Genomic DNA, 12,574 nt, shown 5'->3' on the forward strand with positions numbered 1-12,574 from the left:
ATTAAATTCCCTGTTATGAGAGTAGGGAAATTCCTCTCATAACAGCGGATTTCTGCGCCTGACGAAGGACTGCGTAGGTGAAAACGGTAGCAAGAATATAAGTTTTCCCTGTATTTCTATGAATAACAGGGAAATTACGGAAGAGACAGGTTCCCTCGATACTGCGTGGCGCACCAAACAGTTTACAAGAGAAACTGCTATCATCACAGGCGCGCTCGACCGGAGCCCACCTTTCACGAAGTTAGCTCGGTATGTAAGCCTCGGTGGCGTCGTGTTGGGAGTGCAAGGCAGTCATCCGACCCTTGGGATCACGGTTCGCGCGATCCTTGCTCGTTGATGCGCGGTATCGCGGCTATGATTTGAAATTGCGATAAGCAAACATTTGCCCAGCATAGGGAGAACAAAAGACTCCCGCCTTTCCATGACGCCAATTAATGCGCTGGTAATTTTGATGGCCGTCGTGAAGCGTTAGGCGCCAGGGGCTTAGAGCCATCGAAAAAATTGAAGATTCAGCCCAGCCTGCGCTGACGGGCCAGGCACCTCGTCCGAACCAACCGTTTTGTAAAGTGCTAGAATGTTGCGTCGATTAAAATGATCGACTGATTACTAGTCATTCTAAAAATAAACCAGTATTTTAGACACCTTCGGGCGGTAGATACCTGCTGGCTAGAAAGAATGCAGGGGCTGGCATGAACCCAGCTCCTGCATTCAAGTTGTTGGACGATCAGCTGTTAAGCAAAAACAGAACGGCCAAGAAAATACCAAAACCGCCACCGAGTATGACACTAACAATCTTCTCGTTCTGGCTCAATTTGACCCCGCGAGGAAGACGAATTGACCCTAAACAGAAATGAGACGATCTGGTTTCTGCTTTGCTAAGTAGATCGAAAGACATGCGAATTAGTCCCGGTTTAAGGCTGTCGTAGCGCCAGCAACACCGGCCGCGCCTCCGAGCCCTACCGCTGCCGTCTTGGCAGCAGTGCTAAGCTTCACTGCGGGCACTACAAGAAATCCAAACCAGATAGGACCTCCTGCAACGACTTCCAGTTCATTGGACTTTAGTTCTTTAATCATTACAAATACCTTTCAGCATAGAATTGGACGAGTTAAGAAACGGCGCGTACGACCCTGTCAGCGGCCACTGTAAGTGCCGCACCGGCGCCTGCTGCAGCGGTTGCGTAACCTGCAAATTTGGCTATCTTTACGACCGCGACCGGTATAAAAATTGGACCACCGGCAACGTGTTCGATATCACGGGTCGACAGGGTTTGAATCCCGTAATTTACAGGTGTGTGTGTTGGGTTCAAAGTATGGTTCATCGTAAACTCCTTTAAAAAACAAGTAGTGCAATCAACCTTGTGTTGCGACATCGTTGTGCAGGCTACTGGTCGATAGGTCTAATAAAAATGAGTGTGATTCTTGATAAGCTGCACTTATGGATTAGAGGCGCAAGAGAATGGCGGTGGTGAATAAAAGCTAAAATAAGGATTTATAATATTGAATCGTAAACAATGGGCGTGGGGAAGGTAACGGTTTCAGAATATGCCTACAATCCGTCAATTCGAGTATCTGGTTGCGGTTGCCGATACGTTGCATTTCGGCAAAGCTGCAGAGAACTCCAACGTGTCTCAGCCTGGACTGAGCCAGCAATTGCAGCAGTTGGAGTTTCGCTTGGGCGCGACCCTATTCATTAGGTCCGGTCGATCGGTTGTGATTACTCCGATTGGAGAAAAGGTGGTCGAAAAAGCGAGAACCTTGCTCCAAAATTTGTCAGACATTCACGATGTTGCGCGAAACGAATCCAAAGATATCAGCGGCCATTATCGCCTGGGAATAACACCCACTCTTGGACCTTATCTGCTACCCGCAACGCGCAAGGCTCTTGTCGAAGAGATCCCGAATGTTGAGCTTTCCATAACAGAGGCTTTACCCGATCGAAGTCTGGATGCATTGACGCGTCACGAACTGGACTTTGTCATCGCTACGTTACCCTCAAAGCAAGACGGAATCGAGTTGGTCCCTCTGTTCGAGGAACCGCTTCATATTATCGGTTCAAGAGATCACGCGATCTTTGCGGTGGACGGCGCTGCGACAAGGGATATGAAAGGCGCCCAGATCTACTCTCTCGATCTTCGCCACCCACTAGCTCTAGTGACTAAGGCTGTGTGTGAAGAATTCGGGGCGACCCTGATTGCGGAATATCAAGGAACCAACTTGGATAATCTTCGAAAGATGGCGGCCACAGGCACTTGTTTCGCTTTGTTGCCGGAGCTCTATTTGCTATCGGAAAACAACGATCAGTCGCAGGTACGTATACTTAAACTGACAGACTGGAGTTTATCGCGAAAATTTTACGGAGTTTGGCGTAAAGGCTGTCCTGCAGAAAGGAATATCAAGACAATTGCCAAAATTATCCGTCAGACTGCTCTTAAGGAATTGCAGGCGGGCTTTGGATATTAGAACTGATATCTCACAACTGCACGCCGTCTCCGTTGTAGCGTTCATATGTGCCGTGCCTTCATCCATGTTGAGCAGTTTCGGGTGCCGGTAGGGCGCGTGCCAGCAGGATGCACTGCTTCTTTCCACTGGAGAGTGCCAAACCCACGTCGTCTACAGGCGTTCATACTGCATCGGCATGCAATGGATTAGCTCTCATGCTGATATTGGGTTGTTGAAATCCAATTGTGGGCTTCCGGCCAGCCACCATCCATTCCCGACCATCGGGGTATGAAATTTTCCGAGCAATGGAGTTCTTCGCTATCGATGAAAGACTGGCAGCCCACAGGCCAAAGCTTCATCCACAACATGGCGCGAGAAACAGGACCATTCTCGCCCGAGAATAGCGGGACCTCAAACGCTCTGCGATAAGTGAAAAACCTGTATACTCGCGATGCACTATTCCGTCGATTATGAACCGTTCTTGGTCTTGGAAGGGCCAGGAGTAGGCATTCTGCAAGATGAACTCATGGTTCGCATGCTTGAACACCCACGTTTGACCATGGAAGTCGCGAGCGGTCACCATTAATCACGCTTGTTACTACCTTTCAAAACGGTGTCAGACCACTCAACAATCGATGGAAACAATGCATGAAATAAAAGAGGCAATGAGAGAATAGGTACTAGCATCACTAATATATTGGGGTCGGCCGGATCGACATAGGCACTGTATGCATAAAATGCGCCGAGCAGACAGAGTACAACTGCGGCACTCTTACCGAGCATCCGCCCGAAAACCGAAGCTGGCCAGTCATCCCTCTTCGGTTCTGTATTTATCTCTCGGGACATCGACTGGTCGATCTCTAGCTTGACTGCGACGAAGTTGAAGTCGTCCCACTTACCGCGGTGCCACCAACTGCGCGCTGAGCGGTTCGCTTCGCGGAATGCCCCCATGATGCGAGCTTCAACATATCTTACCGCCAATCCACCGAGCACAGGCAAAGCCGGCCCCAGTCCTGCACTGACTGGGTCTTTTCTTTATTCGACAAAACTTGAACGTCACTCATGTGCCTTCTCCGGTTCACCCTGCAACATTCGCAGGATTGTCGAAATCCAGGAAGAACTGTGCGCATTTGGATCAAAGCGCGCTAGACATTTCCCGATGCGGTCCGACATCACGATTTACAAAAGACAAATTGCTAGAGGAGCCCGGCCCGCACTTAATATGACCCAGAAAAACGCCAAGCGTTCCTGATTGCAAATGAATGTTTGTTATTCTGATCGATTGTTGTTTCTGCTCAACCCCTCGGTGAAGTTTCGCCCATCGCTTCCGCCTGCATTCGCTCCACCTCTTCAGGTGTAAAGATCCGCCCCCCTGCAGCAATCAGCACGCGGTCTGCTGCAGCGATCGTCTCCGCCCGGTGTGCAATTACGATGCGCGTCATCCCTAGACTGTTCACGGTTTCGTTGACAACAGCCTCTGTCGCGGCATCCAGGTGGGCAGTGCCCTCGTCCATAATCAATAGTTTCGGACGGCGATAAAGGGCGCGCGCCAACAGCACACGTTGTTTTTGGCCGCCGGACAGCGCGGACCCCATGTCGCCTACCAGGCTTTCGTATTGCATCGGCATTGCCAGAATCTCTTGTTCGATGGCGGCCGCCCGAGCAGCTTCGGCGATGCGGTCCATATCGGGCGCCTCATCGAACAGCGCGATATTGTCGGCGATCGAGCCTGCAAACAACGTATCGTCCTGCAGCACCGCTCCCACCTGCTCGTGAAAGCTTTTGTACCCAAATCTATCCAGTGTCTGACCATCGACCAGCATTTCCCCGCTGTCGGGCTCGACAAGGCCAAGCAGGATCTTGACCAGCGTGGACTTACCTCCGCCGGACGGGCCGGTGATTGCCACATGCTCTCCCGGCTCCACGGTCAGGTTTACACCGTCCAGCACCATCGGATCATTGGGTGCGTATCGAAAGCGGATATCCTTCAATTCAATCTTTCCGCGCAGTTCTGTATGCGCCTCGGCGCTCAATCCGAAGCTCACGTCTTCGTTGGAAAGCGCGATATCGGAGAGCCTCTCGAGGTGCAGGCCTATCATACGGAACGCGATGAATTGATCGACCAGCCCGGCTGATTTCTGGGTAAATTGTGTCTTGTAGGCCATGTAGGCGAATACCATGCCGACGCTGAATCCGCCTTCAAGCACGAAGCCGATGGCGAGAAAGACGGTCACGATATTTTCGATGCCAAACAGAAGGCCGTTGGCGGTTTGCTGCCAGATACCGATACGCGCCTGTCGTACATCGGCGTTGACGTTGTCGGTAAGCTTTCCCTGCCAGACCGCATGCCGGAGTGTTTCACGGTTGAACAGCCGAAGTGCCGTCATTCCGCGCAGCGTTTCGATGAGCGTTGTCTGTTCCGCTGCACCGGTGGTTATGGTTTCCTCGATCGCATCGCGCTCGAAAGCAAAGGAGATGATTCGAACCAGCAAGTATATGGTGAAGGCCGCCAAGGCGATCAGCGCCAGAGTAGCGCTGTAGAAAAACATGACGGTCAATGTGAGAATCGCCATGATGCCATCGATCAGCGCTGCAATCGCTCCAGTCAGAAGCAGGTCCTGGATCGGGCTGATCGACTGGAAGCGGGAAAGGATATCACCAACATGGCGCTTCTCGAACCAGTCGATCGGAAGACGAAACAGGCGCCGGGCAATATTGCTGGCAAGGCCATATCCAAGCGACGTGCCTGCCCACAGCAGAACGAATGATCGCAGCAGGTTCGCTGCGACATTGATCAGCATGAACAGGCCGAAGCCGAGCGCCAGCACAATCAGAAGATCGCGGTCCTGCGAAGGCAGAACGCGGTCGATCGCCAGTTGCATGTAATAGGGGGATGCGAGCACAAACGCCTGCAGCACTATGCTCAACAAAAGCGTCTGCACGAGAGCACGTTTCAGCCCGGTCATGCTGCCCCAGAGCTGTGAAAGGCGCAATCGTTCGCGATTATCCTGCCGGTCGAAATCGGCAGTAGGACGCAGTTCGAGAGCTACCCCGCTGAAATGTCTGGATACCTCCTGCAGCGGCAGCCATTTGGTGTTGCTGGCAGGATTGTGGATGAGCGCCCGCCCACGCTCTACCTTTTCCAGAACGACGTAGTGGTTGAGATCCCAGTGCAGCACGGCCGGAAGATGCAGATTGCCAAGTTCTTCCAGCGGTAGCTTGACGGCGCGTGGAGACAACCCGATGCGGTCTCCAATCGCCATCAGGGCTTTAAGCGGAGCCCCGCGCATGGAAACGGCGAAACGCCGGCGCATCGAGCCGAGATCGATGCGAAAGCCGTGATAGTTGGCGATCATTGCCAAGCTGGCGATTCCGCATTCCGCAACTTCGGTCTGGCGTATCAGCTTGACTCGGCCTTGCGAGAAAAAGCCGAGCTGGAGTGGACTGCTCATCTACCGCTTCCCGACGGCAAAAAGCGGTTCGAAGAGCCAGCGGATAAGGCTCTGCTCTTCCGTGGTTATGCGCGCGGTCAGGGTCATGCCGGCGATCAGTTCTTCTTCGTTGCCATAGGCCTCGATGCTGTCCTGCTCCATCGCCACCGTTACGATATAGACCGGTACTCTGACACCGGAATTGTCCGACTGAACTACGGGCGCGTTGGTGATATCGAGTATTCGGCCCGGAACGGTCCCGAAACGTTGGTAAGGAAAGGCGTCGGGTGCCAGGCTGACCTCTTGACCAACTTCCAGAAAGCCGATTGCAGCAGAAGGTACATACAGTTCGGCGCGCAATTCCGACCCGCTTGGCACAATCAGCATGATGGGTGACTGGGGAGTGACCGCCTGACCTGATCGTGCGGTAAGTGCGGTGACCGCGCCTGCGATCGGGGCTGCCAGACTGTAAGCATCCGAGGCTTCGGCCGATGTTCGCCGCTGCAGAATATCGGATCGCTCGCCGGACAAGGCGGCAATCTGTGCATCATTCGCGGCACTCGTTTGCCGCATAGCTGCTTGCGCTTCGGAAATCGCGGCTCGGCGTGTTGCCAATGTTTGCTGCATCTGGCCAAGTTGCTGCTGGCGGAGCAGGAAAGTTTCCTCGCGCTGAAGCAAATCCTGCCGGCTGATGAAACCGCGCTCCACAATGGGCCGCGCCCGCTCAAGTTCCCGGCGCGCCGTTTCGACAAGACCTTGCTGTACGCCGATCTGCCCGTTCAGACTGGCAATTTCGGCTTCGAGCCCGGCGATACGATTACTGAGTTGCTGACGTTCGGCAGCTTCTGCCGCGCGAATGCTTTTCTGCCGCAAACGCAGATCGTTCTCCTGCGTCGACAACGATGCCAAAATCTGCGCCGAAGTGTTGCCGCCACCAGCAAGGTCCTCGCCAGTGCGGATCAACGCAAGACGCTCGCCGCTTGCAATCTGCTGTCCCTGGGAGACCGACAAGCTCTCGATGACGCCGGGGCGGGTCGGCACAATCTGCGCAACGCCCCCCTCTGGAACGATGATACCTGTCACAGTCTCTATCCGTGAATAGCTTGCAATCGACAGAAAGAAGATCGCAGCGGCGACGATGAGAAAGAAAAGGCCGCCAATCGCCTGCCAGGAAACAGGCAATGCCATTTGCACATCGCCATGAAGTTTGTCCGAGCGATGTTCGAGCGCTTCCTTACGAAACAAGTCCATGCCCCGAAAAAGCACGAAACAAAAAAATCTGCAATAATCATCGTGTGCGAAGGTCTTCTAGACTGATGCTCACGCGATTGTCTTGTTTCGTCAGGCCTGGCGAGATGCCTATCGGCTCCAGCAATGCTGGAAGTGCAAGAGAGGTTCGAATAACAAACAGCGATATAGCACAATAAATCGGAGTTGACGGGCCACAGGATGGCTCTTTTCCATAGCACCTCAAGGCTTACATCTCTCGTGACTGCCATTGGGTGATTCTGCTTGGCGCGTCGCAATATGCTAAGCCGGTTGCATGACCGATGACGGCAGAACAAGGGATCGACTGGTAGCGGCGCTATACACCGCCGCCATTCACCCCCATCGGCTTTCGGACTATCTACGGGCGTGGGACGATTTCATTCTGAAACGTCATGTGAAGCATGGCGGAAGGAATTTGCGCGAGGTCGTGTTGGCGCAGGCATTGGCGGACGACGTATTTCCGGCCCACGAATTATTCGAATTGAAGCGACAGCAAAAACGCGCCGAAAATGCGTCTGGATCGTGGGTAGGCGCCGAAACTACGCTCGGGATCGCGGTGGATGAAAGCATCTGCGAGTGTGATCCCCGTACCGCGACCAAATTTGGCATAATGGCTGGTGAACCGCTTTCATGCCTATCTCTCGAAGCTACCGCTACAGGACGCCTGCGAGAAGCGATACGTGACGTTACCGGCGCAAAGCAGTCCGCCTTTTCGCCATTCATCGTCATAATCTATGATGGCGACGGACATCCCGTCCCATTCTTCTGTGAACGTGCAAACCACCAAAGCGTGCAGAGGTCGGGCCGTATGTCCGATCCACTAGCGCCTGCCTTAATCCTGCGGTCGTGCGTTACCGAGTGGAATGAATTCGGTTCGGACCTGCTAGTCGAAGCTTTCGGGCTGACGCAGGCGGAGGTCGAAATACTCAAATCACTCTGCGGCGGCATGAACACTGCGGATATAGCCGAAGAGCGAGGGCGTTCGCCGGAAACCGTTAGGCGCCAGATCAAGGCTATCATGGCCAAGTCCGACATCCATTCACAAAGCGATCTGATGAGGCTGGTTACGGGCATCCTGAATTTGTGCGGCCATCGCACGCGACAACTGCCAGCAGGCGCATCGGCGGCCTTCGCCCCAAACGATGGCTATCTCTTCGATCAAAGCGATGTCGGCGGTGGAAGGCAGGTCGAGTATATTCGATATGGCGACCTGAAAGGCGTGCCGGTGTTGCTGTTTCAGCCCAACAGCCTGCCGATCATGCCGCACAGCTTCGTCGCAGCCGCCAAACGAAGCGGCCTTCAGATCGTGGCGCCGTTCAAGCCGGGCGCATTGGGCTCTTCGCAGCAAGAAGTGTTCGATCCATATGCCCATGCAAGCGATGCATCCAAAATCATGGAGCAGCTGGAGTTTTCGGAATATTGGGTCGTCGGGCACAATATGGGAGGGATCTATGCCCTGATGGCTGCCGCGCAGGCCCCGGCGCGTGTGGGTGGAATTGCCATGATAGACACCGGCGCTCCGATCAGGGACGAACGAAGTATCAGGCAGATGCCGCCGACCGCCTACCGGACTTTCTCCGCAGCCCGCGACGCGCCGGAAATGCTTTATCCACCCTATGCGATCGCTGCCGACCTCTTCTTCTCAGACGCTCAGGGACGGGCGGAGATTATGCAATTGGCACATGCGGAATCGGCAACCGATCTTTCTCTGCTCGAAGATCCTGCCATCCGGCAATGCGTCGAACATAATCTGGAATACACGCTTTCCGATGCAACGCGGGCGGTCGACGATCTCGTCCTCTGGATGCAGGACTGGACGCCGTGGCTGCAAAAGATCGGGCCGGATTGCCCGGCCCTTATGCTGCACGGGGAAGCGCATGACTGGCTTCCGTTTGGCGACGTTGCACGGTTCGCGAAAATGCACCCCAACATACAGGTTGCCAGGATCGAGGGCGCGGGACAGCTCGGTCTCTATGCGCAGCCCGAATTCGTGCTCGATAGGCTTGCAGCTGCGATGACGCACCGATCCTGCTCTGATTGATGCCTGTGCGGTGCGTTACCCAAACGGGTCATGACCGGTCGCTTCTCGTCAGCTTACATCCGGGTCGAAACTTGTCCGACTCAGGCTAACAGGAGCGAGCACATGTCCGATGTCAGATTGGAAGACGGCGTAGTCGCGGTGGAAGGTCACCTTCGTGTCGAAGGCCCGGATATCAAACTGGATGAGCGAACTCGGCGCGACCCGGAAAACTCGGCGCGCCATCGTAGAGCGCTTGTCCATGGTTCGAACGATGAGCTGATCGTAAACTTTGCAAACGACTTCAACAGTGTAACGATCAATGCGCGGGACGATGCTGCCATCCGGCTGAAGGGCGGTACCATTCACCTGGATGGCGATACGAGAGTGCAGGACCTCGAACTCGCAACGATCATCAGGATGCTGCTCGAAGAACGGCGCTCAATCATGGCGGCGATCAACGGTATCGAGCGCCATCTCGGTATGCCGGTCAGTATTCTGAACAGCGAGATCGACATACCCGATATCGATACGGACATCGATATCGACCTTCCCAGACCGCGTATTCCGCGTCCGCGCATATAGGCCGGACGCCCGAAAGCAGATCAATCCAATCGAAGGGAAAGCGCAATGTCCTTTGCCCGAATAGCACGCCGGATCGACCCGGTTGTGCCTGCATCGCGGCTATCCAGCCTGCTGCGCCAACATACCGGCGAGCGCCCGCTGACCTCGCTTGGAGAGGTGGAACGACGCCATTCTCATCCCGGCCGTTCGCAGCAGCGTTTCCTGATCCTGAACACCTATTTGATGGACGTCTTGTGGGGTGACGGGGAGAAGCCGGCCGTCGACGTTCGGGACGGCGAGACCGGTACCTACACCGCTGAAAATTACGACCTCGTCTGCCTGAACGAAGTCTGGCACCGCGAAGAGCGACACGACCTGCTTGGCCGCTGGCCGAATAGTGCGCACATTCGCCACAAAAGCGGTGGGCGTGGCACGAATTTGAGAACAATGCTCGCCTCGGCGGGGCTGGTGACGATCTCCCGCGACTTCGAAATAGTCGCAAGCCACTTCCACGAATATATTGCGGATAGCGGGCAGGACCGGTTGGCTGGGAAGGGCTGCTTGTTGACGGTACTGACAGTGCCCGGTGCCGCATCTGCCGTCCCGAGTTCTCTCAACCTTTACAATACGCATTTTCAGGCAGGCGGATCGGATCGGTTCCGTCAGGTCATGGAACTTGCAAGGTTCATTGCCCGGACCCGGGATCAAGTGCGCGGCGATCTTGGCCGACCCGGTCGAAGGGGTTTGAACGGTATTGTGCTCGCAGGCGATTTCAACATCGACCGGCACACCGACGCGCAAGTCGACGTCGATCGCCTGTATGAAGAGTTCCGGGAATATCCCGCTTACCTTCGCGATGCCATGCGGCACGATGTGCAAGAGGATGGATCGTTTGGAGAACGCACTGCGCGCAAAAGCGAATATCAGTTCCTGAGAGACATAATGCGCGCCCTGGGCCTGCGCGATTTGTGGGTATGGCGCAATGGATCGCCGGGACACACATCGGATGTCCATCTGCGGCAGATCGGCGAAATCATTTGCCGGCCCGACCCTTCGAACCCCGGATTGTGTGACGATGCTTATGACGCAGCGTCGCTAGGCACGGATCCGCAAAGCACGGCGATCGACTACATCTTTGTTTCGCAAACGACCGACGCAATGAGCTTCAGCATGGATTTTACGCGCCCGCGTCGCCCGCGCACGGCTCGCAATCCGCGTGCGCCGGATTACCTCGATATCGCGTGGCTATCCGATCACCTCGGGATTTCCACCGACATCCTGATCAGTCCGCGACCGTGAGTTGATCGATGGTTTTGGCAGATACCCTCACGCTCGACGCTGGTGAATGGGAAAAAGGTCTCGTTCTCGCCCTGCTGTGTGCCATCGCCTACGATACGGACAACGCGTCGCGCCAGCGTAGGTTCGCCCGTATGGGCTTCGTGGAAAGGGGCAGCGTCAATCTCGGCATCAGCGCGATCAGCGGTCTCGATGCCTATTTCCTCGAACGGGGCGACGACAGGATCATCGTCTTTCGCGGATCGCAGGAGGCGGTCGACTGGTTCCACAATGCGCGCGCGGGCAAACGGCGTTTCGATGGTGTGAGGGTTCATCGCGGGTTCGCAGATTCGGCTGGGATATTCAAAGGTGCGTTTTTGCGGCGGCGGGCGCTCTTTACGGGAAGCCCGAACATCTGGTTGACTGGTCATAGTCTTGGCGGCGCCGTTGCGCAGCTCGCCGCATATTCCCTTGCGCTGACGGGCCGCAATATTGCCAACATTACCACTTTCGGCGCTCCGCGTGTCGGCGGCCCGCTCCGATGGGTCACCCCGTATCGCTCGCTGGGTCTGGGGCGGGTAACCTCGCGCTGGGTGAACGACCGGGATTTCGTTCCGCGGCTGCCCTTCTTCGTTCCTGGCATACGACCCGATGCGGGCTGGGCGCATACCGGTCCCCAGAACTATATCGATCTCGGCTCCTCGACGGTCCATTTCGGTGATACGCGGGTCCTGTTTCCGCCGGCACATGCCGTTGCAGCTTTGGCTCATCACCCGATCGTCGGATTCGGGACCGGCGAAACCAGTGGGTATGTCCGCAATATCTGTCGTCTGATGCCGGCTGGTCGGCGCATGGCGTTGCAGGAATCTGCCGATGCAAGCTTGCGCGAAAGCCTGGATGGACTTGCCCGTTTGACGGATGGCGATGCTCCGCCCGCGAGCAGCCTTTCCGCTTTCACGCCCGTTTATCGCCGACGGCCGACACTGGCCGAAACAGCCATTCATTTTCGATGAAAGGAACCGATCATGCCGCTTTTACAACGTAGGCAAAGGGAAACCATCGGCGGCCTGCGCGTCGTCATCAAACCGTTGGCACACGATTATGGCGAGTATTTCAAGCGATACGGGTGCCTGGTCACGATCCGCGCGAGACGGCGCAGACGTCAGGCGGCAGGGTGCACCGTGGCAATCCATAATCACTATTTCGGAAGCTTTCCTACAGGAGCACCGGGAAGCAGACCCACGATCGCCCTGTTGAGCGAAGATGGGACCCGATCCGAAAATGCCCGGCGGACCCGCCTTTCGCAGTACCGGATATTTGCAGGCAGCTCGCCCGCCCCGACCGGCGATTTTCCCGTTCGCGGAGTTTATATCCAAGTGGCTATTCGCATTGCGGACGACGAAAGGTACTTCACGTTCACGCGCGGCGAGGTACCCGCATCCTTCGACCGGAGACGCACCTTGTATCTGTAGGGCGGCTGCGAGTTTTAGGAGCTGATTCCAGCTCTCGTCCTCGTTCGGCAAGGCTGCGCCGATTTTAGGTTGCCGGCCAGATACGGTAGCAGGTTCGGACCGTAAGC

Annotated in this window: 9 protein-coding genes; 5 read left to right on the forward strand and 4 right to left on the reverse strand. The window is 55.5% G+C overall.

Features of this window, described 5'->3' with window-relative positions; all coding sequences use genetic code 11:
- Nucleotides 1-1,106 precede the first annotated feature (1,106 nt).
- Complete coding sequence (locus tag HME9302_RS13080) at nt 1,107-1,319, reverse strand: hypothetical protein (protein ID WP_147270732.1); 213 nt, start codon at nt 1,317-1,319, stop codon at nt 1,107-1,109.
- 223 nt (nt 1,320-1,542) lie between these two features.
- Between HME9302_RS13080 and HME9302_RS00490 the strand changes: the two genes are divergently transcribed.
- Nucleotides 1,543-2,460, forward strand: coding sequence for a LysR family transcriptional regulator (locus HME9302_RS00490; protein ID WP_115365376.1), 918 nt, complete (start codon nt 1,543-1,545; stop codon nt 2,458-2,460).
- A 561-nt stretch (nt 2,461-3,021) separates the two neighbouring features.
- Here the strand turns inward: HME9302_RS00490 and HME9302_RS00500 are convergent.
- The 3 genes from HME9302_RS00500 to HME9302_RS00510 all read right to left on the reverse strand — a co-directional run bounded on the left by HME9302_RS00500 (nt 3,022) and on the right by HME9302_RS00510 (nt 7,058).
- Nucleotides 3,022-3,438: a hypothetical protein gene (locus tag HME9302_RS00500; RefSeq protein WP_147270733.1), complete on the reverse strand. Its 417-nt coding sequence runs from the start codon at nt 3,436-3,438 to the stop codon at nt 3,022-3,024.
- A 296-nt stretch (nt 3,439-3,734) separates the two neighbouring features.
- A complete protein-coding gene (locus tag HME9302_RS00505; RefSeq protein WP_115365379.1) occupies nt 3,735-5,891 on the reverse strand; it encodes a peptidase domain-containing ABC transporter in 2,157 nt (718 codons plus the stop codon).
- A complete protein-coding gene (locus HME9302_RS00510; RefSeq protein WP_115367360.1) occupies nt 5,892-7,058 on the reverse strand; it encodes an HlyD family secretion protein in 1,167 nt (388 codons plus the stop codon). It lies immediately after the preceding gene.
- A gap of 355 nt (nt 7,059-7,413) precedes the next feature.
- On the opposite strand from HME9302_RS00510, the gene HME9302_RS00515 reads away from it, so the two are divergent.
- The 4 genes from HME9302_RS00515 (at nt 7,414) to HME9302_RS00530 (ending at nt 12,008) form a co-directional block, all read left to right on the forward strand.
- Nucleotides 7,414-9,180, forward strand: coding sequence for a bifunctional helix-turn-helix transcriptional regulator/alpha/beta hydrolase (locus HME9302_RS00515; protein ID WP_115365380.1), 1,767 nt, complete (start codon nt 7,414-7,416; stop codon nt 9,178-9,180).
- Nucleotides 9,181-9,282: 102 nt separating this feature from the next.
- On the forward strand, nt 9,283-9,741 hold the full coding sequence (locus HME9302_RS00520; protein WP_115365381.1) for a hypothetical protein: 459 nt from the start codon (nt 9,283-9,285) through the stop codon (nt 9,739-9,741).
- Nucleotides 9,742-9,786: 45 nt separating this feature from the next.
- Nucleotides 9,787-11,019: an endonuclease/exonuclease/phosphatase family protein gene (locus tag HME9302_RS00525; protein ID WP_115365382.1), complete on the forward strand. Its 1,233-nt coding sequence runs from the start codon at nt 9,787-9,789 to the stop codon at nt 11,017-11,019.
- A gap of 14 nt (nt 11,020-11,033) precedes the next feature.
- The gene (locus HME9302_RS00530) at nt 11,034-12,008 is read left to right on the forward strand and encodes a lipase family protein (protein WP_181815632.1); all 975 of its coding nucleotides are present in this window, start codon (nt 11,034-11,036) and stop codon (nt 12,006-12,008) included.
- Nucleotides 12,009-12,574: the final 566 nt, after the last annotated feature.

This window comes from Alteripontixanthobacter maritimus (assembly GCF_003340475.1).
GTDB lineage: Bacteria > Pseudomonadota > Alphaproteobacteria > Sphingomonadales > Sphingomonadaceae > Alteripontixanthobacter > Alteripontixanthobacter maritimus.